General features: G+C 66.2%; 21 protein-coding genes. 6 read left to right on the top strand and 15 right to left on the bottom strand.

Annotated features, from left to right (window positions below):
- Positions 1 to 133: 133 nt before the first annotated feature.
- Positions 134 to 1,552 (bottom strand): 3-isopropylmalate dehydratase large subunit, encoded by a 1,419-nt coding sequence (gene leuC, locus NP825_RS02435; protein ID WP_257548099.1) that lies wholly within the window; start codon positions 1,550 to 1,552, stop codon positions 134 to 136.
- Positions 1,553 to 1,884: 332 nt separating this feature from the next.
- Here leuC and NP825_RS02430 point away from each other — a divergent pair, with 332 nt between their 5' ends.
- The 3 genes from NP825_RS02430 (at position 1,885) to NP825_RS02420 (ending at position 7,093) form a co-directional block, all read left to right on the top strand.
- Positions 1,885 to 4,308: a TonB-dependent receptor gene (locus NP825_RS02430; protein ID WP_257548098.1), complete on the top strand. Its 2,424-nt coding sequence runs from the start codon at positions 1,885 to 1,887 to the stop codon at positions 4,306 to 4,308.
- A gap of 72 nt (positions 4,309 to 4,380) precedes the next feature.
- Positions 4,381 to 6,093, top strand: a complete 1,713-nt coding sequence (locus tag NP825_RS02425; protein WP_257548096.1) for a sulfatase-like hydrolase/transferase — start codon at positions 4,381 to 4,383, stop codon at positions 6,091 to 6,093.
- Positions 6,094 to 6,181: 88 nt separating this feature from the next.
- Positions 6,182 to 7,093, top strand: coding sequence for a DMT family transporter (locus NP825_RS02420; RefSeq protein WP_257551258.1), 912 nt, complete (start codon positions 6,182 to 6,184; stop codon positions 7,091 to 7,093).
- Between the two features lie 30 nt (positions 7,094 to 7,123).
- Here the strand turns inward: NP825_RS02420 and NP825_RS02415 are convergent, their stop codons facing one another.
- Positions 7,124 to 8,332, bottom strand: a complete 1,209-nt coding sequence (locus NP825_RS02415) for a TetR family transcriptional regulator (RefSeq protein WP_257548094.1) — start codon at positions 8,330 to 8,332, stop codon at positions 7,124 to 7,126.
- A 140-nt stretch (positions 8,333 to 8,472) separates the two neighbouring features.
- Here NP825_RS02415 and NP825_RS02410 point away from each other — a divergent pair, with 140 nt between their 5' ends.
- Together NP825_RS02410 and NP825_RS02405 are read left to right on the top strand one after the other, a co-directional pair.
- A complete protein-coding gene (locus NP825_RS02410) occupies positions 8,473 to 10,743 on the top strand; it encodes a TonB-dependent receptor (protein ID WP_257548092.1) in 2,271 nt (756 codons plus the stop codon).
- Positions 10,744 to 10,754: 11 nt separating this feature from the next.
- Positions 10,755 to 11,870 carry a serine hydrolase domain-containing protein gene (locus NP825_RS02405; RefSeq protein ID WP_257548090.1) on the top strand — a complete coding sequence of 372 codons (1,116 nt, stop codon included), beginning with the start codon at positions 10,755 to 10,757 and terminating at the stop codon, positions 11,868 to 11,870.
- A 24-nt stretch (positions 11,871 to 11,894) separates the two neighbouring features.
- Here NP825_RS02405 and hemN read toward each other — a convergent pair whose 3' ends face one another.
- The 10 genes from hemN to ccoN all read right to left on the bottom strand — a co-directional run bounded on the left by hemN (position 11,895) and on the right by ccoN (position 21,345).
- Positions 11,895 to 13,199, bottom strand: coding sequence for an oxygen-independent coproporphyrinogen III oxidase (gene hemN, locus NP825_RS02400; protein WP_257548088.1), 1,305 nt, complete (start codon positions 13,197 to 13,199; stop codon positions 11,895 to 11,897).
- A 207-nt stretch (positions 13,200 to 13,406) separates the two neighbouring features.
- A complete protein-coding gene (locus tag NP825_RS02395) occupies positions 13,407 to 13,619 on the bottom strand; it encodes a hypothetical protein (protein ID WP_257548086.1) in 213 nt (70 codons plus the stop codon).
- Complete coding sequence (gene ccoS / locus NP825_RS02390; RefSeq protein ID WP_257548084.1) at positions 13,616 to 13,771, bottom strand: cbb3-type cytochrome oxidase assembly protein CcoS; 156 nt, start codon at positions 13,769 to 13,771, stop codon at positions 13,616 to 13,618. The genes NP825_RS02395 and ccoS overlap by 4 nt, the downstream gene beginning before the upstream one ends.
- Complete coding sequence (locus NP825_RS02385) at positions 13,768 to 15,888, bottom strand: heavy metal translocating P-type ATPase (RefSeq protein ID WP_257548082.1); 2,121 nt, start codon at positions 15,886 to 15,888, stop codon at positions 13,768 to 13,770. Before NP825_RS02385 ends, ccoS begins: the two co-directional genes overlap by 4 nt.
- A complete protein-coding gene (locus tag NP825_RS02380) occupies positions 15,885 to 16,355 on the bottom strand; it encodes a FixH family protein (RefSeq protein ID WP_257548080.1) in 471 nt (156 codons plus the stop codon). The genes NP825_RS02385 and NP825_RS02380 overlap by 4 nt, the downstream gene beginning before the upstream one ends.
- A complete protein-coding gene (gene ccoG, locus NP825_RS02375) occupies positions 16,352 to 17,809 on the bottom strand; it encodes a cytochrome c oxidase accessory protein CcoG (protein WP_257548079.1) in 1,458 nt (485 codons plus the stop codon). The genes NP825_RS02380 and ccoG overlap by 4 nt, the downstream gene beginning before the upstream one ends.
- On the bottom strand, positions 17,796 to 18,749 hold the full coding sequence (gene ccoP, locus NP825_RS02370; protein ID WP_257548078.1) for a cytochrome-c oxidase, cbb3-type subunit III: 954 nt from the start codon (positions 18,747 to 18,749) through the stop codon (positions 17,796 to 17,798). The genes ccoG and ccoP overlap by 14 nt, the downstream gene beginning before the upstream one ends.
- Entirely contained in the window at positions 18,736 to 18,900 is a 165-nt protein-coding gene (locus NP825_RS02365) for a cbb3-type cytochrome c oxidase subunit 3 (RefSeq protein ID WP_053554515.1), read from the bottom strand. Before NP825_RS02365 ends, ccoP begins: the two co-directional genes overlap by 14 nt.
- On the bottom strand, positions 18,897 to 19,673 hold the full coding sequence (gene ccoO / locus NP825_RS02360; protein ID WP_257548077.1) for a cytochrome-c oxidase, cbb3-type subunit II: 777 nt from the start codon (positions 19,671 to 19,673) through the stop codon (positions 18,897 to 18,899). The genes NP825_RS02365 and ccoO overlap by 4 nt, the downstream gene beginning before the upstream one ends.
- A 13-nt stretch (positions 19,674 to 19,686) precedes the next feature.
- Positions 19,687 to 21,345, bottom strand: a complete 1,659-nt coding sequence (ccoN, locus tag NP825_RS02355; RefSeq protein WP_257548076.1) for a cytochrome-c oxidase, cbb3-type subunit I — start codon at positions 21,343 to 21,345, stop codon at positions 19,687 to 19,689.
- A gap of 170 nt (positions 21,346 to 21,515) precedes the next feature.
- On the opposite strand from ccoN, the gene NP825_RS02350 reads away from it, so the two are divergent.
- Positions 21,516 to 22,187, top strand: coding sequence for an OmpW family protein (locus NP825_RS02350; protein WP_257548075.1), 672 nt, complete (start codon positions 21,516 to 21,518; stop codon positions 22,185 to 22,187).
- Positions 22,188 to 22,214: 27 nt separating this feature from the next.
- Here the strand turns inward: NP825_RS02350 and NP825_RS02345 are convergent, their stop codons facing one another.
- The 3 genes from NP825_RS02345 to NP825_RS02335 all read right to left on the bottom strand — a co-directional run bounded on the left by NP825_RS02345 (position 22,215) and on the right by NP825_RS02335 (position 26,418).
- Positions 22,215 to 22,904 (bottom strand): Crp/Fnr family transcriptional regulator, encoded by a 690-nt coding sequence (locus tag NP825_RS02345; protein ID WP_257551256.1) that lies wholly within the window; start codon positions 22,902 to 22,904, stop codon positions 22,215 to 22,217.
- Positions 22,905 to 22,966: 62 nt separating this feature from the next.
- The gene (locus NP825_RS02340) at positions 22,967 to 24,169 is read right to left on the bottom strand and encodes an NnrS family protein (RefSeq protein WP_257548073.1); all 1,203 of its coding nucleotides are present in this window, start codon (positions 24,167 to 24,169) and stop codon (positions 22,967 to 22,969) included.
- Positions 24,166 to 26,418: a nitric-oxide reductase large subunit gene (locus tag NP825_RS02335; protein WP_257548071.1), complete on the bottom strand. Its 2,253-nt coding sequence runs from the start codon at positions 26,416 to 26,418 to the stop codon at positions 24,166 to 24,168. Before NP825_RS02335 ends, NP825_RS02340 begins: the two co-directional genes overlap by 4 nt.
- Between the last annotated feature and the right edge of the window lie 31 nt (positions 26,419 to 26,449).

Raw genomic sequence — 26,449 nt, 5'->3', positions numbered from 1 at the left:
CGACATTCAGAAGATGGCGAGTCGAAAATGGTGGATTTTCGTGACCCGGAGCGCAGCGTGCTCATGGCACGTGAGCACCGGAAGCACGAAAAGCCGCCATTTGTAGGCCGCCAGAGCTGAATGTCGATCGGCCCTAGGCGAGACTTGCGGGGTCGGCGATACACCCCGTGATCGCGCTCGCGGCAGCGAGTGCCGGGCTCATCAGATGCGTGCGCCCGCCGCGCCCCTGCCGGTTCTCGAAATTGCGGTTCGAGGTCGCGGCGCAGCGTTCGCCGGGCTGCAGCCGGTCGGGGTTCATGCCGACGCACATCGAGCATCCGGGCTCGCGCCAGTCGAAACCCGCCGCGCGCAGCACGGCATCGATCCCCTCTGCCTCGGCCGCGCGCTTGACCAGCCCCGACCCCGGCACGACCATCGCGCGAACATGCGGCGCGACGCGGCGTCCGCGCACGATGTCGGCGACGATGCGCAGATCCTCGATCCGGCTGTTGGTGCAACTGCCGATGAACACCCGGTCGAGCGGCGTCCCGGCGATCGGCTGCCCCGGCGACAGCGCCATATAGGCGAGCGCGCGCTCGGCGGCGTCGCGGGCATCGACGCCGGACAGCATCGCGGGGTCGGGAATCCGTCCGTCGATGCCGATCACCTGCGACGGGTTCGTGCCCCAACTCACCATCGGCGCCACATCGGCGGCGTCGACCCGTATCTCACGGTCGAAAACGGCGTCGGCGTCGCTGGGGAGCGCCCGCCAGCGCGCCAGCGCCGCGACCCACGCATCGCCCGCCGGCGCCGCCGCACGCCCTTCGAGATAGGCAAAGGTCGTCGCGTCGGGCGCGACCAGCCCGGCGCGCGCGCCCATCTCGATGCTGAGGTTGCACAGCGTCATCCGGCCTTCCATCGACAGTCCGCGCACCGCGCGTCCCGCATATTCGATGACATGCCCGGTCGCCCCGTCGACCCCGACCAGCCCGAGCAGGTGCAGCGCCAGATCCTTGGCATGGACATGCGGCGCGAGGCATCCCTCGACGCTGATCCGCATGTTGCGCGACTTGCGCTGACGGATCGTCTGCGTCGCGAGCACATGCTCGACCTCCGACGTGCCGATCCCGAAGGCGAGCGCCCCGAATGCCCCGTGGGTCGAGGTGTGGCTGTCGCCGCAGACGATCGTCATTCCCGGCTGCGAGCGCCCCTGTTCGGGGCCCACGACATGGACGATGCCGCCGCGCGGATCGCCCATCGGAAAATTCTCTATCCCGAAACGGCGCGTGTTGGCGACAAGGGCCTCGAGTTGCGCCCGCGCCGCGGCGTCGGCGACACCGGCCGGTCCCGCGGCCTGCCCCGTCGTCGGAACATTATGATCGGACAGTCCCAGCGCGCGCTCGGGCCGCCGCACCGTCCGCCCCGTCGCCGCGAGTCCCGCGAAGGCTTGCGGCGATGTTACCTCGTGGAGCAGGTGCAGATCGATATAAAGCAGGGTCTCGCCGTCATCCTCGGCGACAGCATGCGCATCCCAGAGCTTGTCATAGAGCGTGCGGGGGCCGCGCGAACTCATCGCGTCTCCGCGCCTGCACAGCCTGACCGATAAGCCCGATTCATGTCGCCTCACCCTTCCGTCGACGGCCTCTCCGCGAGGACCAAAAATGCTTAGAGTTCTAACTTATACAGAATCCCATACCGGTTGCACAAGCGCTTTTCCGCCATTTCATGCCGCTTCAAAAGCATAATACTTAGTACTTGAAGTATTTTTGACGCCTGCTACAATTGGGATGAGAACGGAGGAGGCCCACACCGCCGGCATGAGTCGAGGGACGCGTCAGACGTCCGCGCCGTTGGAAAAACGGCATCTGTCGATCACCCCCGTTCCGAATGAAGAGACGAGGTCGAATGCGTATCCGCATTTTCGCCGCGATGGCGTTTGCGGAAAAGGTCGTGCTCGGCCGCAACCTGGGAGGATTTATGAAGACGGCTTTCCTGTTCCTTTCGACCGCGCTTGCTACGCTGGCGACCGCGCCCGCCCACGCGCAGGACGCGGCCCCCGCCGATGCAGCCCCCGCCGATGCAAGCGCCGATGGCGCGGCATCGGACGCCGACAACAGCTATGGCGACATCCTCGTCACCGCGCAGCGCCGGTCGGAGAGCATCCAGAATGTTCCGATCGCCATTTCGGCCTTCAACGCCGAAATGGTCGAATCGAGCGGCAGCACCAACATCACCAGCCTCAACGGCATCGCGCCCAACGTCGTCCTTCAGACGCAGGGCCTGGTCGCCAACGTGCCGATGATCTCGATCCGTGGCATGAGCACCTCCGACCCCGATCCCAACGCCGATCCCAAGGTCAGCACGATCATCGACGGCGTCTATATCCCCTTCGTGTCGAGCACGATGCTCGACCTGTTCGACATCGAACGCGTCGAGGTGCTGAAGGGACCGCAGGGCGTGCTGTTCGGCAAGAATAATCTCGCGGGCACGCTGAACGTCATCACCGCGCGCCCGGCCGAGGATTTCGGCGGCGAGGTGCGCGTGACGCTCGGTTCGTTCGGCCTCAAGCAGTTCCGCGGCAAGCTCAATTCGGGCCGTTTCGCCGATGGTGCGCTTGCAGCAAAGGTCTCGGTCAATTTCCGCGACTATAACGGCTATTCCCGCAACGTGATCACCGGCAACCGCTTGAACGGCGCCAATGTGAAATCGGTGCGCGGCGCGCTCAACTACGACCAGGGCGGCGCCTTCAACTCGACGATCGTCGCCGACTGGCTGAAGCAGAAGACGACCGGCCCGGCGCCGCACGTCCTCGACAACGGCGACCCGAACTGGGATCTGCTGCCAAAGGCCGCCCGCGACGACGTCCGCAAGTCGGCGGTCCTGTTCGATCCCTATGCCAATACCGAAACCTATGGTGGTTCGTGGACCTCGAATCTCGACGTCGGTTATGGCACGATCACGTCGGTGCTCGGCTATCGCCACTTGTCCTATGTCACCCGCGGCGACTTCGACGGGCTGATCACCCCCGCGCCGAATCTCGACGTGATCCGCGACTTCTCGGGCGAATCAAAGAGCGGCGAACTGCGCTACGTTTCACCCGCCGGCGAGCCGGTCGATTTCGTCGTCGGCCTCTATTACCAGGCCGACAAGTGGCGCCAGTTCAACACCGTGTTCGCAAGCCCCGCCCTGACGACGCTCGCTCAGCTTCATCAGGACACCGAAAGCTATGCGATGTTCGCGCTGGTCAACGCGCATCCGGCCGAGGGGCTGACGCTGTCGCTCGGCGGCCGCTACAGCCATGACCGCAAGAAATACAGCATCGCGACGCAGGTGCGCACCAACACCACGTCGGTCGGCAATCTGACCGGGGACGCCTATACCCAGGCGGTGATGGATTCGCTGCTCAGCGGCGCGCAAATCTCGTCCTTCGCCGCCGACCTCAAGGCGTCATGGGCCGAGTTCACCCCCCGTCTGACCGTCGAATATCGCATGTCGCCGAGCGCGATGATCTATGCCAATTATTCGCAGGGCTACAAGGCCGGTGGCTTCAACTCGCGCGGCACCATCGCCGAGAATGTCGGCCCCTATGATCCCGAGCGCGTCAATGCGTTCGAGGTCGGCGCCAAGACCGACCTGTTCGACCGGCTGCTGCGCCTGAACGTCGCGGGCTTCGTCAACAACTACCGCAACCTGCAGGGGTCGGTGACCAAGATGGGCGCTGTCCGTGCCGAGAATATCACCACCAATATCGCCGCGGCGAAAATCTATGGCTTTGAGGTCGAGACGCTGCTTCGTCCGGCCGACGGCTTCACCATCGGCGCGAACCTCGCTTACCTCCACGCGCGCTACACCGACTTCTGTGCGGACACGAACGGGGTCTTCACCAACGGCGCGCCCGAGGTCGGCCAGTGCGGGCCCGCCGAACCGATCCTGATCAACGGCGTGCCCAACGGCACCTTCGCGGTCCCGACCGATTCGACCGGCCTCGACCTCGCCAATGCGCCGAAGTGGAGCGGGAGCCTGTCGGTCGACTATGCGATCCCGGTGTCGTTCGGCGAGGTGAAGCTGCATAGCGACGCGCGCTATTCGTCGCGCTTCAACACCTGGGGCCGCAGCAACAATCCCGGCTATTACCGCGACGAGGTCGTACTGCTCAACGCGAGCATCGCGGTCGCGGGCGAGGACGACCGCTGGAAGGTCACCGTCTACGGCTCGAACCTCACCGATCAGAAGGTGATTTCGGGCGCGACCAACGCCGGCGCGACCCCGATCTCGCAATTCTATCAGCCGCCGCGCGAATTCGGGGTCGACTTCGCGGTCAAATTCTGACGGCTATGTCCCGCGGCGCTTCGCAAGCGGCGCCGCGGGATTCCATGACAAGGACAAATACGGGAGAGTGTGATGAGTTGGGATCTGGATCGCCGGTCATTCGTCGGCATGGGCGCGCTCGCGGCCGCGGGGCTGGGGATGCCGGCCTATGCGAAGAATGGCAAGAAATTCAACGTCCTGATGATCGTTACCGATCAGGAACAGGGGCTTGCCAGCTATCCCAAGGGCCTGCTCGAAAAGCTGCCCGCGCATCGCGAACTGCTCGAACGCGGGATGCTCGTCGAAAATTATCACGTCCACACGACCCCCTGCACCCCGTCGCGCTCGACGATCTTTCAGGGGCATCACACCCAGCAGACAGGGCTGTTCCTCAACAGCGACAATGCCCCCTATCCGGTCGCGGCGGAGACGATGCCGACGCTCGGCCACATGATGCAGGCTGCGGGCTATTATACCAGCTACAAGGGCAAATGGCATTTAAGCCGCCTGAACTATGAACGTAACTGGACGCGCATCCCCGGCGGCATCTATCCGACCACCGAAAATGCGATGGAGAAATACGGCTTCCACGATTACGGCTTCGACGGCGAGGAAGTCGGGCTGACGTGGGACGGATACAAGGCCGACATGTATGTCGCGGGCGACGCGGCGCGCCAGATCTTCGACTATGCCCGCAACGACAAGGCCGGCGGCAAGCCGTGGTTCCAGGTCGTCGGGCTCGTCAATCCGCACGACATCATGTTCTATGACGCGACGGGCAAGCAGGCCGAAAGCCGCCCCGATCCCAATATCCTGGGCCCGCTGCGCCGCGAGCCGGGCGATCCGCTCTACGAGGAAGACAATAAGTTCGACCTGCCGGAGAGCTTCCACAAGGACGATCTGTCGACCAAACCCGAGGCACACAGCGCGATCGTTCGTCTGAACGACGTCTTCTACGGCAAGATGGCGCACGACGACGAGGCATCGTGGCATCGCTTCATCAACTATTATTACAACTGCCTGCGCGACGTCGATCGCCGGCTCGGCCAGCTCCTCTGGGCGCTCAAGGCAAGCGGCCAGATCGACAACACGATCATCATCTACACCAGCGACCACGGCGAGCGCGGAGGGGCGCACGGTATGCGTCAGAAAGGCGCAACCATGTACCGCGAGGAAACCAACGTCCCGATGATCATCGCACATCCCGACTTTCCGGGCGGGCGTTCGACCAAGGGGCTGATGGGCGCGGTCGATCTCGCCCCGACGCTGATGAGCCTCGCCGGACTATCCGCCGACGAGGCGGCGAACCGCTTCCCGGGCCTGCCCGGCCTCGACGTGTCCGCGCTGCTGGCTTCGCCGACGCTGCCGACGCAGCGCGACAGGATCGGCCACCTCTTCGACTATGCCGTGGTCCATTATTGGGAGCCGACGACGGTGAAGGCCGATCGAGGCGCGAAACTGCCGTCGGGCGAGCCCGACTATAGCAGGCAGTTCGACTTGTCGAAGCGCCGCCTGCACCGCGGCGTCCACGACGGTCAGTACAAGTTCGCGCGCTATTTTGCGCCGGCGCATTACAACCGCCCGACCGACTGGAAGTCGCTGAGCGCGATGAACGATCTCGAACTCTACGACACCCACGCCGACCCGAAAGAGATCGTCAACCTTGCGGGCGATCCGAAGCATCGAAAGACGGTGCTGCGCCTCAACGCGATGACCAATGCGCTCTGCGACCGCGAGATCGGCAAGGGGCTCGACGACGGACGCGAATATCCGGGTCCGACCGAGATGTACAACCAGCCCGTCTGACGCCCGATGTCCCCGCCGTAAGGCAGAAGCACCACAGGCCGGCTCCCGGCACGTCCATGATTTCACTCGGCACCGGAAGGGTCGCGGCATAAATCCGATCTGGCTTCCCGCCTCCCTGTTCGGAGGACTGTTCCAGGCGTGGCGCACCGCGCTCCAGCAGCGGCTACGCGCCGAGCTCAGCGTCAGCGGCGCCGGGCTCGTGCGCTATCTTTATGGCCTGCCCTTTGCGGCGCTGTTTGCGGCTATCTGGCTCTGGGCGCACCCCGTTACGCTGCCCGCGCCGAGCGCCGCCTTTCTGGGGTTCGCGCTGATCGGCGCGGTCACGCAGATGGCGGGGACGATCCTGCTGATCCTCGCCTTCGGGCATCGCGGCTTCGTGGTCGGCACCGCCTTTTCCAAGACCGAGGCGATTCAGGCGGCGCTGGTGACCGCGCTCTTTTTCGGCGAGCGATTGCCGCTGCTTGCCTGGATGGGGATCGTCGCCGGCGTCGCGGGCGTGCTGGTGCTCGCGCTGATCGGGCGCGGAATCACCGCGCGCCAGATCCTCGCATCGCTGGGACAGCCCGCGGCACTCCATGGCCTGGGGGCGGGGTCGATGTTCGCCTTCGCGGCGGTCGCGATCAAATTCGCCACCGCCGAATTGCCGGGCCTCGACGTCGTCGCGTCGGCGCTTGTCACGCTGGTCGTCGTGATGGCGATGCAAAGCCTCCTTCATCTCGCATGGATCGTCGCCCGCGATCGCGACACGCTTCGCGCCGTCGGGCGAACATGGCGCTCGTCAAGCCAGGTCGGCCTGTTGTCGGCGCTCGGTTCGGCCTGCTGGTATACCGGCTTCGCCGCCGCCCCCGCCGCACTCGTGCGGATCGTCGGGCAGGTCGAGGTCGTCTTCACCATCGGCTTCGCGCATTTCTATCTGCGCGAACCGGTTCGCTGGCAGGAGGCGGCGGGGCTGTTCCTGGTCGTCATCGGCGTGGTCCTGGCGCTTATCGCCACCCACTGACGCGCGCAGAAGCGCGCAGACGCGCCGTACCTAGCCTGCGCGCAGGCCGTGCAGGAACAGGTTGGAGACCTCGAAAGCGACGAAGCGGGGCGACAGGACACGATCGCGCGGAAGCCAGCGCGCGACGAAGTTGAAAGTGCCGGCCGACGCGAGTGCGGTGGGTTCGGCTTCGAAGGGCCGTAGCGTGCCGTCAGCGTTACCAAGCTCCATCATTGCAATCGAACGGTCGAGCAGTGCGCTGGTCATCGCGCTGAAGCGCTGCTGTTGTTCGACGCCGAGCTTGTGATAGGAGGCGGCCGACAGCGACATTGGACCCATCGGATCAAGCTGCGCCTGGACGTTGAGCGCGAGGCCGGCGCGCGACCGTTCGACCCCCGTCGCATGCTCTTCGGCGCGGTCGAGCAGCCTGCGATAGAGCGCGAACGCCCGCTCGAGGCAGGCCGCGACGAGGTCGGCCTTGCTGCCGAAATGATGATAGACGAGCCCCTTGGTCGCGCCGAGGTTCGCCGCGATATCGTCGAGCGATACGCCCTCGACTCCGCGCGCGTTGAAGAGGGCGGAGGCGCTGGTCACGATCTCCCCCGCGCGGTCGGTCGGCGGTGGCGGTGCAAGCGCCGACCAGCTTTCGATCGCGGCCGCTTCTATCGTTTCGGGGGCGCGACCGGTGCCGACGCCGCTTTCGACGATCGCGGGCAATTCCACCGACAGGCGGCCAGGACCATCGCGCTCCGCGCGGCGTGCCCAGATATCGCCGAGCGGTGCCCATGCGATCATTCCCCAGATCGTGCGGGCGGCGATGCCGGGATCGCAGGACCGGACCGATCCGTCGGCGATCCCCCGCGCGATGAGCGCTGCCAGCGTCTCGAACGCCGCGTGCTGACGCGTGGAGATTTCGCGACGCCCTTCGTCGGGCAGGGCCTCCAGTTCCGCGGCGATGATGGCGTGCGTATGGTCGCGGTCGCGAGCGGCGGCGAGAAATGCGAGCACCGCGTCGAGCCCGCTGCCCCCCTCTTCGGCGGCGCGGCCAAGATCCTGATCGAGTGGATCGAGCAGGTGGAGATAGCATTGCCGCGCGAGGTCGGTGCGGTCCGAGCCATAATTATAGAGGCTCGACCGGGTCAGCCCGACGCTTTGCGCGATTCGGACGAGATCGGCGCCCGCAACGCCGTTTCGCCGAAACTCGTGCGCCGCCTCGTCGAGCAGCAACGCGCGGCGCGCGGCGCGCGCGGCGCTGAGCAAGGGCCTGCTCTCCTTCGCTAATCCCATGTCCGCCATCGATCCTGCCTGCCCGTTCGCAACCCAATTGACAAGTCGGTATGTTGCAACATACTCTAATGTCAGAATCATAAACGTTAAAGAATGTATGAGGGAGGACGATGATGAAGGCAGCCGGCACGCGTGGTGCGCAAACCTCTTCTGTCGCGGTCGCGCTGGCGATGTTCGCGACGATCCCGGGCGCATATGCGCAAGAGGCCGGCGGCGGCGAAACCGCGAACGAAGGTGATATCGTCGTCACGGCGATGAAGCGCGAGGAACGCCTTCAGGATGTCGGAGCGACGATCCAGGCGCTGTCCGCCGAAAATATCCGCACCGCGCGCGTCGCCGAAATCAAGGATCTCGCGGCCCAGCTTCCCAATGTCGACATCAAGGAAACCGTTCCCGGCGCGCTTCCGACCGTCACTATTCGCGGAATCGGCCTTGACGATTTCAGCACCGTTTCAAGCCCCGCCGCGGGCATTTACGTCGATGAAGTCCCCCTCGCCTCTCCCGGTCTCATGAGCGGCAATTTCTTCGACCTTGGCCGCATCGAAGTCCTCAAGGGGCCGCAGGGCACGCTTTATGGACGCAATACCACGGCGGGCGCGGTAAACATCGTGTCGGCGACGCCAGGCGACAGCTTCGCCGCTTTCGCAAAGGCGGGATATGGCAATTTCGACACGTTCGACGCCGAGGCAATGCTCAACATCCCGCTATCCGATCGCGCCCAGCTCCGCCTCGGCGGCAAGACGATCCAGCAAGGTCGCGGCTATTGGACCAGTTCGCTGCTGGAGGACGGGGCGCCCGGCCGCCGCGATCTCGGGACACGCGACATCTGGCTCGGCCGCATCCAGCTGGCGCTACAGCCCGCCGACGGGCTCGACATACTGCTCAAGGCCGAAGGCGAGCGCTCGCGATCCGAAATGGGCGTTCCTCAGTTCAACGGCACCTATGGCAAGGGGACACCCTTCGTCCCCTGCGCCCCGGTGCTTCAGGGCCGGCTCGACAACAAGGATTGCGTCGATGCCTATGGCTACCAGAACAGCCACGACAATCCCTATCAGGGCGACTGGGTCGGCCGCTTCCCCTACAATGTCGATCAGGTCAGCCTGACGGGGAAGATCCGCTACAGCGCCGGCGCGGTCGATATCACTTCGATCACCGGCTATATCGATTTTTCGCGCCTCTATCATATCGACGTCGACGCTACGCCCCTGCAGCAGTTCGATTATGACGAGAAGGAGGATGTCCGGCAGTTCACGCAGGAGCTTCGGATCGGTTATCGCAACGATCTGATCGATCTCGTCGGCGGCGCTTTCTATTCGTGGGACCGGGTGGTCGGCGACAACAGCAATTACGGCGACGACTGGCCGCTCCTTTTCCTGGGGGCCGCCAGCGGATCGGGCAAGACAAACTATGACCAGGTCACGCGGTCGGCGGCACTCTATGCCGATGGCACCTGGCACCTTGCCGACAAGATCGACCTGATAACCGGCATCCGCTTCACGCGCGAGCGGCGCCATTATGCGGGCGGGACGAGCTTCATCACCGCGTCGCCGCTCGTCGGCGTCGACGACACGTTCATCGACGACACCATTCGCGACAGCAATGTCACCGGACGAATCGGCCTCAACATCCGCCCGCGCGACGGCCTGCTCCTTTTCGCATCGGTATCGCGCGGTCGGAAAAGCGGTGGTTTCTTCAGCGGCTTCACCAACAACGAGAGCCAGCTCCTGCCCTATCGACCCGAAACCATCACCGCCTATGAAGTCGGCGTGAAGAGCGAGTTCGGTCGCGCGGTCACTCTCAATATCGCGGGCTTTTATTACGACTATAAGGATCCGCAGACCTTCGTCCGCTTCATCGACCCCGCGACCGACCTGTCGGTGCAGAAGGTCGGCAATGTCGACAGCGCTCGCGTGTTCGGGACCGACATCGACCTCATCCTCCGCCCTGTCCGGGGCCTGACCCTGTCGGGCGGCCTCGGACTTCTCGATACGCGCCTGTCGTCCTTCGCCACCGCCGCGGGCGTGATCCCGGCCGGCAACCGTCTTCCCAATGCTCCGGCAACCTCCTTTTCGGGCAAGGCACGCTATGAGTTCGATCTGACGCCCGGTCTGCGCGCGGCGATCCAGGGCGATACCCGCTATGCGTCGTCGGCGTTCAAGGAAGCGTCGAACGATCCGCTGATCGCCTCGAAATCCTATTGGCTGTTCAATGCACGCCTGTCGGTCGCGGGAGAGAAGGACGGATGGGAAGTCGCCCTGTGGGGCCGTAACCTCACCAAGGAACGCTATGTCGTGTCGGGCGTGAACCTCGCCTCGCTCGGCATCGTCAACCGCATCTACAACGCCCCGCGGACTTATGGCGTCGAACTCAGCTTCCGCTATTGAGGAAAGAGAAAATGGTCACGAACCTTCAGATTTCCGGCCATGGCGACGCGCGTTTCGTCGCCGTGCAGAAGGCTTTCGAGCAGAATTTCACCGAACGCGGCGATATCGGCGCGGCGTTCTGCCTGATCATCGGCGACCAGGTGGCCGTCGACCTTCGAGGCGGCTGGCGCGATGCCGCGCGCACCCGTCCATGGGAAGCCGATACCGTCGTCAACCTGTGGTCGACGACCAAGGGCATCGGGGCGATCTGCTTTGCCATTCTCGCCGACCGGGGCCTCATGGCCTATGACGACCTCGTCGCGGACCACTGGCCCGCCTTTGCGGCGAACGGCAAGCAGCATGTGACGATCGCGATGCTGCTGTCGCATCAGGCGGGCCTCAGCGGCTTCGCGTCGGCCGCGAGCGTCGCCGACCTGCTGGCGGGGTCCGCGGCGGCCGACCGGCTCGCGGCGCAAGCCCCCTTATGGGCGCCCGGATCGGGGTCGGGCTATCATGCGATCAGCATCGGCATCCTCGCCACCGAGCTTTTCCGGCGCATCGAGGGCCGTTCGCTCAAGGCCTTCGTTCGGGACGAAATCGCCGACGGGCTCGGCCTGGATATTGCGATCGGCCTTGCCCCCGCCGAAGAGGGCCGCCGCGCCGAGATCATCGCGCCTCCCGAACTCAGCTCGGCCGACATCGGCCAGCTCACGGCGCCGCAGATCGCCGCGCTGGCGAATCCGCCACTCGATCCACTGCTCCCCAACTCCCCCGCCTGGCGCGAGGCGGACCTCGTGTCGGCAAACGGTCATTCCAACGCCGCCGCACTCGCCCGGCTCTATGCGCGCTTCGCGAGCGGTCAGGTGAGCGCCCGCACGCTCGCGGCGGCGACCGCGCCGCAAATCGAGGGCGTCGACCTGGTGCTGGGCGTGCCGGCCCGCTGGGCCGCGGGCTTCCTTCTCAATGCCGACGGCATCTATGGCCCGAACCAGGCCGCATTCGGCCACTCGGGCTGGGGCGGCTCGTTCGCCTTCGCCGATCCGACGGCCGGTCTCGCGATGAGCTATACGATGAACCGCATGGGCACGCTGCTTCGCGACGACCCACGCGATCTGGCGCTGATCGAGGCGGTCTATTCCTGCCTGTGAGACGCGCCACCGTCGGACCACCGTTCAGGCCATGCCGATATTTCCCCTGATCCCGTCGAAACAGGCGGCGACATGCCGGGCGTATGGCAGGCCGCAATCGCGGATCACCAGCGCTTCGCCGTCCCATTCAATCACGCCCTTCTGCTCGAAATCCGACAGGGCGCCGCGGGCCGAAGCAATCTCGGCGGCGTCCAGATGCGCCCGTCCGTTGCACAGCAGGTCGCGGATATGCCGCGCGCGCCGTTGTTCCGCCGCATCGACCCGGACGCCGCGCACCGCCGCGAGCCGGCCTTCGCCGACGAGGTCGCGATAGGGGCCCGATTTTTTCTCGTTCTGGACGATCAGGTCGGGGAATTTGCTGATCGCGCTGGCGCCAAAGCCGAGCAGGACGGGGGCGTCATCCTCGGTAAAGCCCTGGAAATTGCGGTTCACCCGCCCCTCGCGCGCCGCGATCGCGAGGGAATCGTCGGGCCGCGCGAAATGATCGAAGCCGACGGGGACGTAGCCGGCGGCGGTCAGCCGCCGATAGCCGAGCTGGGCCTGCTCGAAGCGCAGCCGCTGGTCGGGCAGCCGGCTGGCGTCGATCCGCCGCTGGCGCGCGATCATCTGCGGCAGATGGGCATAGCCGAAAAAGGCGATGCGGCTCGGCGCCAGCGCCAGCGCCTCGTCGATCGTCGCGTCGACATCGGCGAGGTCCTGCCCCGGAAGTCCGTACATGAGGTCGAAGTTGATCGCGTCGATGTCGCGCAGGCGCAGCGCGGCGACGACGCGCTCGATATGCGACAGCGGCTGGATGCGCCCGATCGCCTGCTGAACGTGCGGCGCGAAGGTCTGGACGCCCAGGCTGACCCGCGTCACATGCGCCGCCGCGAGCACGAGCGCCCATTCGGATGAAAAGCCGCGCGGATCGAGCTCGATCGAAACATCGGGCCGATGCGCGTCGAAGACGGTAAGCAGCAGGTCGAGCAGCCGTACCAGTTCGACCGGCGCGATCGCGTTCGGGCTGCCACCGCCGAAGGCGATGCGGCGAATGCGCCCACGCCCGCCAAGCCGCTTCGCGACGAGCGCGATCTCGGACCGGAGCGCGGTCAGATAATCGTCGAGCCGCTGCTTGCGGCTGGCGGCGCCAGTGTTGCAGCCGCAATACCAGCAGATATTCTCGCAAAAGGGGATGTGGACATAGAGCGATACGGGTGTCGCCGAATCCACCGCTTCGAGCGCGCGCGCATAATCGTCGGCACCGACGTCTTCGACGAACTCCATCGCGGTCGGATAGCTGGTGTAGCGCGGCACCGGCTTTGCGAGCAGATCGGGGTGATAGGACCACATGCCCGCATCCTATGGGCAAACTTCCGCTACGACATTGACCGGGATCAACGGCGAGGGATTTCCCCGTTCGCCCTTGCGTGATCATTCAAGATGGAACCGTCATCCCGGCGAAGGCCGGGATCTCGCCGGTGCGTTACCGAGCGAGGGAAAGATCCCGGCCTTCGCCGGGATGACGAAAACAGGGAGCAGCGGTTCGGCGCCCCGACGCTAGCGGCAGCCCTTCTTGCCCCGCCGGTCGCCGATCGCGTGGCAGGCCTTGGCGCAGTCGCGGCGCTGTTCGGGGTCGGCGGGATCACCGGGGACGATGATCCGGTGCGTCGGACCGCCGCACGCCGGGATTGCCAGCACCCGCGCTTCCGCTACGGGCGGCTGCATCAGCGCCGCCGCGCCCAACATCAGGACAATCTGGCGCGCGGTCATGATGCATCCTCTTCCTCATCCTCGACGAAGATGCGCAGCGCCGCGCCGTCGAGATCGTCGTACTGACCGCCACGCAGCGACCAGAAGAAGGCGACAAGGCCGATAAGCCCGAGGCCGAGCGCGACCGGGATCAGGACGAGCAGGCCGTTCACCGCGCGGCGCCCTTCAGCCGCAGCGCGTTGCCGACGACGATCAGCGACGATCCCGACATGGCGATGGCGGCGACCAGCGGCGTCACATAGCCAAGGAAGGCGAGCGGCACCGCGACGACATTATAGCCGATCGCGAGCATGAAATTCTGCCGCACGATCGCCTGCGTCCGCCGCGCGACGCGGATCGCCTGCACCACCGGCATCAGCCGGTCGCCGAGGAAGATGCAGTCGGCGGCATTCTTGCCCGCGTCGCTCGCCGAGCCCGGTGCGATCGAGGCATGGCCCGCAGCGAGCGCGGGACCGTCGTTGAGCCCGTCGCCGATCATCAGCACCTTGTGCCCCGCCACCGCCTGCCGCGCGATGGCGGCGAGCTTGTCCTGCGGACTCATGCCGGTCTGGGCGGTGAGGCCGAGCGCGCGCGCGACCGGCGCGACGGCGGCGGCGCGGTCGCCCGACAAGATGGTCGGCGCGACGCCCGCCTGGTCCAGCGCGGCGATCGTTTCGGCGGCGTCGGGGCGCAGCGCGTCGGCGAAGCGGACGGTGATCGCCGGAACCCCGTCGACCGCCAGTTCGGTCGCAAGCGCGCTGTCGGCGGCGGGCTGCGCCGGGCGGCCGAGCGTCACCCGGTGCCCTTCCCACAGGGCCTCGACCCCGAAGCCGGGAGTCTCGTGGATCGCCTCGACCGCGACCGGCGCCACCTCCATCGCGGTCAGGTCGCGGGTCAGCGCTTCGCTGAGCGGATGACGGCTGGCGCGTGCGAGCGCGAGCAGCAAAGCGCGAACGCTGGCGTCGGTCTCGGCCAGATTGGTCGCGACCGGGCGGCCGAGCGTCAGCGTTCCCGTCTTGTCGATCATCGCGCGGTCGACCTCGGCCAGCCGTTCGAGCGCCGATCCGTCCTTCACCAGCACCCCGACGCGCATCAGCGTGCCCGCCGCGACGATCTGCGCCGCGGGCACCGCAAGGCCGAGGGCGCAGGGACAGGTGATGATCAGCACCGCGACCGCGATCAGCAGGCTGTGGTGCCAGCCCGCGCCCGCGATCATCCAGCCGGCGAAGGCGAGCAGCGCCAGCGTGTGGACGGCGGGCGCGTAGTAACGCGCCGCGCGGTCGGCGATGCGGACATAGCGCGACTTGCCCTGCGCCGCCTCGCCCATCAGCCGCGCGATGTCGGCGATCGCGGTGTCGGCGCCCGCTGCGGTCACCCGGACGCGGATCGGCGCCTCGACGTTCAGCGTCCCGGCATGGACCGGATCGCCGAGCCTGACATCCTGCGGTGCGCTCTCGCCGGTCAGCAGCGACAGGTCGATCCGGCTGGCGCCGCCGGTGATGACGCCGTCGGCCGACAGGCGCTCGCCCGCCGCGACGAGCATCACCATGCCGGGCTGGAGCGCGGTGGCATCGACCCAGCGGCTCGTCTCGTCGGCCCCGACGACCATCGCGCCGGTCCCCATGTTGCGGAGCAGCGCGGTCACCCCGCCCCGCGCGCGGTCGCGCATCACGCTATCGAGCCAGCGGCCGCAGAGCAGGAAAAAGAGCAGCATCACGACGCCGTCGAAATAGGCGTGGGGGCCGTGCGTCGCGGTTTCATAGAGGCTGAGCGCGGTCGCGATCAGCACCCCGATGCTGATCGGTACGTCCATGTTGGTCCGGCCGTGGCGCACCGCGCGCCACGCCGAGCGGAAGAAACTGCGCCCGGCATAGGCCACCGTAGGCAGCGCGATCGCCGCCGACAGCCAGTGGAAGAGGTCGCGCGTCGCGCCGCTCGCGCCCGACCAGACCGACACCGACAGCAGCATGATGTTCATCATCGCAAAGCCGGAGACCGCGACCGCGCGCAACAGTGCGCGGCTGTCGGACGCGCCGCCATCGACCTCGGCGGGACCGTCACCGATCGGATGCGCCTCGAACCCCAGCAGCGAAAAGGCGCCGATCAGTTCGGGCGTGTCCGCATCGGGGGTGCAGGAGATATGCACGCGCTTTTCGGTGAAATTGACCCGCGCCGCGGCGATCCGCCGGTCGCGCACCAGCCCCTGCTCCAGCTTGGCGATGCAGCCCGCGCAGCGGATGTCGGGCACCGCGAAATCGCGTTCGACGAGCAGGGCGGCAGCGTCGGTCACTGGAGGTCGACCCGGTAGCGCGCCTCATCGGCGCCGCGATGCACCGACAGGTCGATCTGCCAGCGCCCGGCGGGCAGCGCACCCAGCGAACGCAGCGTGCCGTCTGCCACCGGGGCGAAGCGCAGTGCGCGCGGGGGCGTCTGGCCGAGCGGATGGCGGAGCGTCGCGACGATGCGCAGCCCCTCCACCGGGGCGCCGTCCTTGCGGACGGCCAGCCGGACGTGGCGGCTCTCGTCGACCGTGACGCTCTTGTCCCAGCCGAGCTGGTCCTGCGCGTCGGCGCGCGCGAGCCATTCGTTGTAATGCTGGCTCGCGACATAGCTGTTGTCGACGACGGTGCCGCCGAAGGTCGACAGCGCGAAGCTCGCCATCACGATGTTGACGCTGATGACGACGCCGAAGAAGGCGACGAGGATCATCGCCGCATGGCGCCCGGTGAAGGGCCCCCGCTCCCGCTTGTCGCTCATGGCTCGGTCCCCGGACGGTCGAACTGGATGGTCTCGCGGTCGCCGCGCGGATCGTCGTCGAGCGCACGCACCGCGATGGTGAAGTCCTGCCGCGCCGGTCCCGCGCCGGGAGCGACGACGAACAGCTTCGCGCTCGTCACGCTGTCGGGCGCCAGCGGCAGGCGCAGGCTCTGGCCCGCGGTTTCGCGCGCGCCGTCCTCGGTCCACAACCGGGCACCGGGCAGGCCGCTCAGCGTCACCTCGACGTCACGCGGGCGAAGCTCCATGTTGCGCAGCTTCAGCGTGTAATTGTTGCGGATCGCGCCATCGGACAGCTGGACGTAGAGCGGGCTGCGCTCGTGCTGGACGGCGAGGTCGAGCCGGGTACGCTGGCCGAGCGCGAAAAGCATCGCGAGGCCGATCGCGCCCCACAGGCCGAAATATATCAGGGTGCGCGGCCGGAATAGCGTCTTGCGGATCGGCGGCGCGACCCCGCCCGCCTTTTCGGTCGCGGCGTCGTCGAGGGTGCAATAGTCGATCAGCCCGCGCGGCCGCCCGACCTGCGCCATCACGCTGTCGCAGGCGTCGATGCAGAGCGCACAGGTAATGCAGCCGATCTGCGGCCCCTCGCGGATGTCGATGCCGGTTGGACAGACCGCGACGCACTGGTTGCAATCGACGCAGTCACCGAAGGCGCCGGGGTTCTTCTCGGCCTTCTTGACACTGCCGCGCGGCTCGCCGCGCCAGTCCTTGTAGGTGACGAGCAAAGATTTCTCGTCCATCATCGCGGTCTGGATGCGCGGCCAGGGGCACATATAGATGCACACCTGTTCGCGCAGGAAGCCGCCGAGGACAAAGGTCGTCGCGGTCAGCACCGCCACAGTGACATAGGCGACCGGCGCCGCCTGCCCGCTCCAGAAATCCTGCGTCAGCGTCGGCGCGTCGGCGAAATACATGATCCACGCGCCGCCGGTCCAGAAGGCGACGGTCAGATAGATCGCATATTTGAGCGTCCGCTTCGCGATCTTCTCCGCCGTCCACGGGCCGTTCGCGAGGCGGATCTGCGCGTTGCGGTCGCCGTCGATCAGCCGGTCGACATGCTGGAACAGGTCGGTCCACACCGTCTGCGGACAGGCATAGCCGCACCATGCGCGCCCGACCGCGCTGGTGACGAGGAACAGCCCGATCCCCGCCATGATGAGCAGGCCCGCGACATAATAGAATTCATGCGGCCAGATTTCGATCTGGAACATGTAGAAGCGCCGATTCGCCAGATCGACGAGCACCGCCTGATCGGGCGCGTGCGGCCCGCGATCCCAGCGAATCCACGGCGTCCCGTAATAGATCGCCAGCGTGACCGCCATGATCGCCCATTTGAAGCGCCGGAAAGGGCCGTCGACCTTCTTGGGGTAGACGCCCTTGCGCGCCGCATAGAGCGATCCATGCTCGCCGGTCAGATCCTCAGGGCTGGCCATCGGCTCCCCGTCCTTCGGTTCCCGGCCCTTCCGCCGTCGCGGCCGCCATGGCCGGCGTCGGCGCCTTTTCGCCGCCGCCGAGCGAATAGACATAGGCGGCGAGCATCTTGATCGTTACCGGATCAAGCCGGCTGTTCCAGCGCGGCATCACGCCGTTGCGCGGCTGGGTCACCGTCGCGGTGATGCTCGCGCGGTCGCCGCCATAGAGCCAGATAGCGTCGGTCAGCTTCGGCGCGCCGACCTCGCGCCCGCCGTTGCCGGCGGGGCCATGGCACACCGCGCAATTCGCCTCGAACAGCACCGCGCCGCGCGCCGACGACGCGCTCGGCTTTTCCTGATGGCTGATGACGCGGACATGGCTGACGACATCGGCAATCTGCGCGGGCTCGAGGATGCCGTCGTGCCCGAAGGCAGGCATCTGGCTGGTCCGCGTTTCCTTGTGATCGGGGTTCCGGATGCCGTGGGTGATCGTATATTCGATCGTCGACAGGTCACCGCCCCACAGCCAGTCGTCGTCGGTCAGGCTGGGATAGAGTTTCTTCACTCCCGCGCCGCCCGCGCCGTGGCACTGGACGCAATGGACGCGAAAGGCCGCCGCCCCGCCCTGCACCGCCGCCTGCATCAACTCGGGCTTCGCGGGCAGGTCGGCGATCGCGGTCGCGGCGATCGCGTTCATCACCGGGGCGCGGCGCTGCGCGTCGGCCTGCATCTCCTGTTCGAGCTGGCCGCGGCTGCTCCAGCCGAGCACGCCCTCGGTCGCGCCGTGGATCATCGGCCACGCGGGATAAAGGATGACATAGACGATGCCCCAGACGATCGTCGCATAGAGCGACCACAGCCACCAGCGCGGCATCGGCGTGTCGAGTTCCTCGATGCCGTCCCATTCGTGGCCCGACGTCGCCGTCCCCGTTACGTCATCGATGCGCTTATGATCGGCCATTATCGTCTTCCTTGAAGATCATGTTTGCGGCTTCGTCATGGTGACGGCGGGCGCCCTTGCGGAACGGCCAGGCGATGAAGAGAAGGAACATCGCCACCATGACGATCAGGCCCCAGCTATCGGCGAAATGCCGGACTTCGTCATAGGTCATCGCGCCGCTCCCGCTGCCGTGTCGGGCGCATGCGCCTGTTCCTGCGGCGCTGCCTTCTCGACATCGACGAGCGTGCCAAGCATCTGGAGATAGGCGATCAGCGCATCCATTTCGGTCACCCGCGACGGGTCGCCATCGAAATCACGCACCTGCGCCTTGGGGTAGCGCTTGACGAGATCGCCAGCGCCCGCATCCGGGTCGGCCTGCGCGCGGATGTCGGCGTTCGCGTTGGCGATGTCGGTCTTGGTATAGGGAACGCCGACGCGATAGAGCGCGGTCAGGTCGCGCGCCATGTCGCCCGCATCGAGATCGCGGTCGGCGAGGAAAGCATAGCCGGGCATGATCGATTCGGGGACGACGCTGCGCGGATCGATCAGATGCGCCTTGTGCCATTCGTCCGAATAGCGTCCACCGACGCGCGCGAGGTCGGGCCCGGTGCGCTTCGACCCCCACTGGAACGGGTGATCATACATGCTCTCGGCGGCGAGGCTATAGTGGCCATAGCGTTCGACCTCGTCGCGGAACGGGCGGATCATCTGGCTGTGACAGGTATAGCAACCCTCGCGCATATAGATGTTGCGCCCCGCGAGTTCGAGCGGCGTATAGGGCCGCATCCCGTCGACCTTCTCGATCGTGTTGTCGATCCAGAACAGGGGCGCGATCTCGACGATGCCGCCGATCGCGACCGCGATCAGCGCGAAGAAGCCGAGCAGGCTGACGTTGCGTTCGAGCTTCTTGTGGCTGAAGCGCTTTTCGGCAGGTTGGGTCGCCATGGCCTGTGGCTCCTTATTCGGCGGGAACGGGCGCCAGCGGGCGATCCGCGGCGGCGTTGTAGGGGGTCTCGGTCATCGGCTTTTCCTCGCGGACCTTGCCCGCGAGCGTCGCCCAGACGTTGACGATCAGGATGACGAAACCGGCGAGATACATCGCCCCGCCCGCAGCGCGGATCAGATACATCGGATGCATCGCCGCAACGGTCTCGGCAAAGCTGTAGACGAGGTAGCCGTCGGCGCCATACTCACGCCACATCAGCCCCTGCATGATCCCCGCGACCCACATCGAGGCGGCGTAGAAGACGATCCCCAGCGTCGCGAGCCAGAAGTGCCAGTTGACCATGCGCAGCGAATAGAGCCGCGGACGTCCCCACAGGCGCGGCACCAGATAATAGACCGCGGCGAAGGTGATCATGCCGTTCCAGCCGAGCGCGCCGGCGTGGACGTGCGCGATCGTCCATTCGGTATAGTGGCTGAGGCTGTTGAACGCCTTCACCGACAGCATCGGCCCCTCGAAGGTCGCCATGCCGTAGAAGGCGAGCGCGACGACCATCATGCGGATGATCGGATCGGTGCGGATCTTGTCCCACGCGCCGTTCAGCGTCATCAGCCCGTTGATCATGCCGCCCCAGCTCGGCATCCATAGCACGACCGAAAACACCATGCCCAGCGTCTGCGCCCAGTCGGGCAGCGCCGTATAGTGCAGGTGGTGCGGCCCCGCCCAGATATAGAGGAAGATCAGCGACCAGAAGTGGAGGATCGACAGGCGATAGCTGTAGATCGGCCGCTCGGCCTGTTTCGGCACGAAATAATACATCATCGCGAGGAAGGGCACGGTCAGGAAGAAGGCGACCGCATTATGCCCGTACCACCATTGCGTCAGCGCATCCTGCACCCCGGCAAAGGCCGAATAGCTCTTCGACCCGAAGATCGTCGCGGGCACCGACAGATTGTTGACGATGTGCAGCATTGCGATGGTGACGATGAAGCTGAGGTAAAACCAGTTGGCGACATAGATATGCGGCTCGCGGCGTTTGACGATTGTGCCGACGAAGACGACGAAATAGACGACCCAGACGATCGTCAGCCACAGGTCGACATACCATTCGGGCTCGGCATATTCGCGCGCCTCGGTGACGCCCATCAGATAGCCTGTGGCCGCGAGAACCAGGAAGAGCTGATAGCCCCAGAAGACGAAACGCGCGGCGCCCGGAAAGGCAAGCCGCGCGCGGCAGGTGCGCTGGACGACATAGAAGCTCGTCGCGATCAGCGCATTGCCGCCGAACGCAAAGACCACCGCGGAGGTGTGCAGCGGGCGCAGCCGCCCGAAGCTGGTATATTCGATGCCGAGGTTAAGCGCCGGAAAGGCAAGTTGCAGCGCGATATAGAGGCCGACGGCCAGTCCCGCGAGTCCCCAGAAGATGGTAGCGATGACGCCCCAGCGCACCGGATCGTCGTCATAGACGCCCTCGTCGGGCGGCATCTTCAAAAGGCCCCGCGCCATCCCGCCATAATCGGCGGCCGAAAGGCGCGTCCACAGGACGATCAGGCAGGCGACCGCCACGATGACCATATGCACGGCAAAGGGTGTGTCGACCGCCAGCGCCGCAAAGACAAGCGCCAGCAGGGCAAGGCCCATCCAGCCGCCCGCCTTGAAAACCAGATCGTCCATATCATTTGCCCCTGTTCGGCGCGGCTCTTCATCGGACCGCGTGGCTTTCGGCCGCCTTGGACTCGCGGCGGGGCGAAAACATTGACATGGATCAACCAACGCCTTGCGCTTCGTCAATGCGTTATGATGCGCGCGGGCGCAGACCGGCTCCGTCAACAAAGGAGCCGATCATGAAACGCATCCCTCTCTCCCTCGCCGCGCTGTCCGCGCTCGCCCTGTTGCCGGGGCAGGCGGCCGCAAAGGCCGGCGATGTGCGGGTCAAACTGCTCGCGACACTCGTCGCCCCCGACGGCAAGATCCGCGACGTCAAGACCGACCTGATCGGCCTGCCCGCGGGATCGCAGGCCAAGGCCGACGACAATGTCACCCCGACGATCGCGATCGAATATTTCGTCGCCGACCATGTCTCGCTCGAAACGATCGCGGGCGTCACCCAGCACGACGTGAACGGCCGCGGCGCGCTGGCCGGGGCGGAACTGGTCTCCAACGCGAAGATCGTGCCCGCGACTCTGACGGTCAAATATCATTTCGGCGAAGACGGCGGCGTGCAGCCCTATGTCGGCGCCGGACCCAGCTATTTCATCTTCATCGACGAAAAGCCGGGCGCGGCGACGCGCGCGCTCGGCGCGACGCGGCAGAAGATGGGCGACAAGTTCGGCGTCGCGGTGCAGGCGGGGATCGACATTCCGGTGAACGACCGGGGGCTCTCGCTCTCCTTCGACGCCAAGCGCTATATCCTGCGCCCGACAGCGCACTGGTATGCCGGCACGACCGAAGTGCTGGCGACGAAACACCGGCTCGATCCCTGGGTGATCAGCGCCGGGGTCGGTTTTCGGTTTTAAGAGCTCCCCACTGGCGCCGATGGCCTGTCAGCCCGCCATGTCCTCCATCGCCGCGCGGTCGTTGATGACGATCTCGCGGCGCGAGGGCAGGTCGAGCAGGCCGTCGGCGCGCATTTTGGTGAGCTGGCGGCTCGTCGTCTCGATCGTCAGGCCCAATATGTCGGCGATCTGCTGACGGCCGAACGGCAGTTCGAACCCGCTTCGCGTCCCGGCATCGCAGCCCTGCCCCGACAAACGCTCGGACATTTCGAGCAGGAAGGAGGCGACCTTCTCCGACGCCGACTTGCGGCCGAGCAGCATCATCCAGTGCCGCGCGCGGTCGAGTTCGTCGAGCGTGCGGCGTAGCAGCTTGTGCTGCAGATCGGGATGCGCGCTCGCGAATTCGTCGAAGCTCTTGCGGTTGAAGATGCAGACCTCGGCATCGGTCATCGCGGTGGCGCTGTAGGGGCTTTCCTTGCCGAACGGACGGCCGATGAAATCGGAGGGAAAGACGATACCGACGATCTGCTCGCGCCCGTCGGCGGCCGCGACGACCAGCTTGAGAACGCCGTCGAGGACATTGGCGACGACCGGCGCGTCATCGCCTTCCCACAGCAAGGTATGCCCCGCCTTCACCCGCTGGCGGCGGCCCAATTTCCCGAGCAGCGCCAATTCGTCGGCGTCAAGGCTCGCACAGATGGCCCGGTTGCGGACGACGCAGGATGCACAATCGGTCACCCATCCGCCATAGTCGACTGCGGCGCTGCTGGGAAGGGAGGATGGTTCCAAAAGCGCTCCGGTCATGCCGCCCGCGCCGGCCGCACCGCCATCGGGACATAGACGAGCAGGAACAGCAGGAAAGCCGCCGCCCACAGCCCGCCCGCGACCGCGATGACCGACACATAGTCGAACGGCAGGAGCGGCGCGACCACGCGCAGCAGCGCGCCGGAATGGACAAGGACATATATAAGGACGGTCGCGCGGTCGGCCTCGAGCGGGCGGCCGGTGTGGCCGCGCGTCGCACGCGTCATCACCGCCAGCGTCATCGCCCCCATCGCCCCGGCACCAAGCGCGTGCACCGCGCTCGACACCGGCAGGAAAGGATGCAGTGTCGCGCAGCCGAGCAGGATCAACCCCGCCGGAAGCCACGCGTAGGAGAGGTGGAGAACGAAGACGAGCGGATCGCTGAGCGCTTTCACTCCCGCCCAGCGCGCGAGGCGAACGATCTGGAGCACGCCCGCCGCGATCAGCAATCCGGCCGTGACGGGGCTGGCGGGCCCTGCGACCCACGCCGCGAGCGCGACCGCGGTGGCGCCGATGACCGCCATGTCGAAGCGGTTCGGCAAGGACGGCAGTCCCTCGCTGCTCCCCTGCCGCATCAGCCAGTTGCGCGTGAAGGCGGGGGTGATGCGGCCGCCGATCAGGGAGATCAGCAGCAGGATCAGCGCAAAGCCCATATGCACCCCGAGCATCGGATCGGCGAGCACGCCCATCATCGCGGCATGATCGAACGCGCAGGCGACGGCGAACAGGAAGAGGATGATCAGGATCGGCTTGTTGCGGTTGCCCGAGGCGAAAATCTCGCGCGCCGCATAGGCGAGCAGGATCAGCAGATAGACGACATCGAGCGCCGCGCCGACGAACGGCGGCACCGTCGCCGAAAAGAGGATCGCCAGCCGCGCCGCGAGCCATAGCCCGCCAACCGCCGCGACCCGCCAGCCGGTCACCGTCGGCCGCCCGGTCCAGTTGGGCATGGCGGCGCTGACGAAACCGCCGATGATCGCGCCGAGATAGCCGAACAGCATCTCGTGCTGGTGCCAGGCGAGCGGGTCCATCACGATCGGCAGCGTCCAGCGCCCGCCGAGCGCACCGACCCACAACGTCACGACGATGACCGCCCACAGCGCGCCGCATCCGAAGAGCAGGCGATAGCCGCCGCGCAGCCAGAGCGGCGAGCGCGCGTCGGTGCCCGGCGCGCCGGCGGCCATCATCACCATGCTCATGCCCGCGCACCCTTTCGCCACAGGCCGAGGATCACGACCTGCCACGCGACCGCGACCCCGCCGAGGATGAACACGACATCGCCGAAGGTTCGGATCCAGCGCAAGGTTTCGAGGAAGCCCTGCTGCAGGAATTCGTCGCTGCGCGCATACCACATGCCGGTGGTCACGCTCGCCTCGAACTGGAACAGGCCGACCGGCAGCAGGCTGGTGAAGATCATCAGCACCAGCCCCGCATTGAGCCCCCAGAAGCCGACGCGCATCAGCCGCTCGTTGAACGCGATCTCGGGCCGGATATAGCGCAGCACCAGCAGGGTGAAGCCCAATGCCAGGAAGCCATAGACCCCGAACAGCGCCGCATGGGCATGGACCGCAGTGGTGTTGAGCCCCTGGAGATAGAAGAGCGCAACGGGGGTGTTGATCATGAAGCCGAAGACCCCGGCGCCGAGCATGTTCCAGAAGGTGACCGCGACGAAGCAGATCAGCGGCCAGCGCAGCGAACGCATCCACGGCGCACGGTCGCGCAGGCTCCAATGCTCCCACGCCTCGTAACCGAGCACGATCAGCGGCACGACCTCGAGCGCGCTGAACGCCGCGCCGACCGCCATCACCGGGGTCGTCGTCCCCGAGAAATAGAGGTGGTGGAAGGTTCCCGGCACCCCGCCGACCATGAACAGCGACGCCGAGGCAAGGCTGGCCGCGGTCGCGATCCGCTTCGACACCAGCCCCATCGACGCGAAGATGAAGGCGATGGCGGCGGTCGCGAACACTTCGAAAATGCCCTCGACCCACAGGTGAACGACCCACCAGCGCCAATATTCCATGATCGTGATGTGAGTGCGCTCGCCATAGAAGAGGCCCGAGCCGTAGAAGAGCCCGATCGCGACCGTCGAGACGGTGAGCAGCAGAAGCAGGCTGCGGTCGCCGCCCTTCTCGCGCCGCAGCGCGGGCATCATGCAGCGCAGCATCAGCACCAGCCAGAAGAGCAGCCCCGCGAACAGCGCAAGCTGCCAGACGCGGCCGAGGTCGAGGAATTCATAGCCCTGATGCCCGAGCCAGAAACCCAGCCCGTCGGGCATTTCCTGCGCAATGGCGAAATAATTGCCCGCGAACGACCCGACGACGACCAGGATCAGCGCCCAGAAGAGCAGGTCGACCCCCAGCTTCTGATGCTTGGGATCGCCGCCGTGGATCACCGGCGCAAGGAACAGCCCGGCGGCGAGAAACGCCGTCGCGATCCACAGCACCGCGCTCTGCACATGCCAGGTCCGGGTCAGCGCATAGGGAAAATATTGCGAGACATCGATGCCGTAAAAGCTCTGCCCCTCGATCGTGTAATGCGCGGTGAAGCCGCCGATGAATATCTGGAAGATGAACAGCGCGAGCACCACGAACAGATATTTGCCGAGCGCCCGCTGCGACGGCGTCAGCGCCGCGAGCGTCAGCGGATCCTTGTCGGCGGCGACCAGCGGCGTGTCGTCATGGCGGCGCAGAAAAGCCCAGCCCCAGATCAGCGCGCCGACGCCCGCGATCAGGATGACGACGCAGGCGAGCGACCAGAGGATATTCTCCGGCGTCGGCTGGTTGCCGATCAGCGGCTCGGGCGGCCAGTTGTTGGTGTAGGTCGCCACCGTCCCCGGCCGCTCGGTCGAGGCGGCCCACGCGGTCCAGAAGAAGAAATCGGTCAGCTTCTGCCTTTTCTCCGCGCTCGGCAGCGTATCTTCCTTCATCGCATAATTGTCGCGCATTTCGTGCAGCGCCGGGTCGTTGCCGTAGAGCCCCTCATAGTGAGCCGCGACGAGAGCGATCGCGCGGGCGCGGCGATCCGACACGGTGACGATGCCCGTCGCCGGATCGAGGGCGTTATGCCGATATTCCTGCTTGAGCTGATAGGTCAGCGCCGCTTTCTGCTCGACGGCAAGATGGTCGAACGGCTTGCCATAGCCGTCCTCGGCCGCAAGGCTCAGCCAGGCGGTGAGTTCGCGGTGCAGCCAGTCGGCCGACCAGTCGGGCGCCTGATAGGCGCCGTGGCCCCAGATCGAACCGAGCTGCATCCCGCCGGTGCTCTGCCACGCCGCCTGCCCGGCCATGATGTCCTCGCGGGTCATCAGGACCTCGCCCGAGGCAGCGACGACCTCTGCCGGGATCGGCGGCGCCTTGCGATAAACCTCGACCCCCGAAATGCCGAGGATCGCGAAGGTCACCGTCAGGACCGCGATCAATGTCCACCAGAGCTTGCGATATTCGCCCATGGAAACCCCCTGTCGTTTCAAGAAATCCGTG

Origin of the sequence: Sphingopyxis sp. DBS4 (assembly GCF_024628865.1) — a bacterium.
Taxonomy (GTDB): Bacteria; Pseudomonadota; Alphaproteobacteria; order Sphingomonadales; family Sphingomonadaceae; genus Sphingopyxis.
Note: the sequence above shows the minus strand (reverse complement) of the source record. Positions and strands in the feature narration are given on the sequence as shown.

Excerpts from the sequence above, each read along its gene's own strand:
- leuC (WP_257548099.1), bottom strand. The coding sequence starts at position 1,552 with ATGAGTTCGCGCGGCCCCCGCACGCTCTATGACAAGCTCTGGGATGCG.
- NP825_RS02430 (WP_257548098.1), top strand. The coding sequence starts at position 1,885 with ATGCGTATCCGCATTTTCGCCGCGATGGCGTTTGCGGAAAAGGTCGTG.
- NP825_RS02425 (WP_257548096.1), top strand. The coding sequence starts at position 4,381 with ATGAGTTGGGATCTGGATCGCCGGTCATTCGTCGGCATGGGCGCGCTC.
- NP825_RS02410 (WP_257548092.1), top strand. The coding sequence starts at position 8,473 with ATGAAGGCAGCCGGCACGCGTGGTGCGCAAACCTCTTCTGTCGCGGTC.
- NP825_RS02405 (WP_257548090.1), top strand. The coding sequence starts at position 10,755 with ATGGTCACGAACCTTCAGATTTCCGGCCATGGCGACGCGCGTTTCGTC.
- hemN (WP_257548088.1), bottom strand. The coding sequence starts at position 13,199 with ATGTGGTCCTATCACCCCGATCTGCTCGCAAAGCCGGTGCCGCGCTAC.
- NP825_RS02395 (WP_257548086.1), bottom strand. The coding sequence starts at position 13,619 with ATGACCGCGCGCCAGATTGTCCTGATGTTGGGCGCGGCGGCGCTGATG.
- NP825_RS02380 (WP_257548080.1), bottom strand. The coding sequence starts at position 16,355 with ATGAGCGACAAGCGGGAGCGGGGGCCCTTCACCGGGCGCCATGCGGCG.
- ccoG (WP_257548079.1), bottom strand. The coding sequence starts at position 17,809 with ATGGCCAGCCCTGAGGATCTGACCGGCGAGCATGGATCGCTCTATGCG.
- ccoP (WP_257548078.1), bottom strand. The coding sequence starts at position 18,749 with ATGGCCGATCATAAGCGCATCGATGACGTAACGGGGACGGCGACGTCG.
- NP825_RS02365 (WP_053554515.1), bottom strand. The coding sequence starts at position 18,900 with ATGACCTATGACGAAGTCCGGCATTTCGCCGATAGCTGGGGCCTGATC.
- ccoO (WP_257548077.1), bottom strand. The coding sequence starts at position 19,673 with ATGGCGACCCAACCTGCCGAAAAGCGCTTCAGCCACAAGAAGCTCGAA.
- ccoN (WP_257548076.1), bottom strand. The coding sequence starts at position 21,345 with ATGGACGATCTGGTTTTCAAGGCGGGCGGCTGGATGGGCCTTGCCCTG.
- NP825_RS02350 (WP_257548075.1), top strand. The coding sequence starts at position 21,516 with ATGAAACGCATCCCTCTCTCCCTCGCCGCGCTGTCCGCGCTCGCCCTG.
- NP825_RS02340 (WP_257548073.1), bottom strand. The coding sequence starts at position 24,169 with ATGAGCATGGTGATGATGGCCGCCGGCGCGCCGGGCACCGACGCGCGC.
- NP825_RS02335 (WP_257548071.1), bottom strand. The coding sequence starts at position 26,418 with ATGGGCGAATATCGCAAGCTCTGGTGGACATTGATCGCGGTCCTGACG.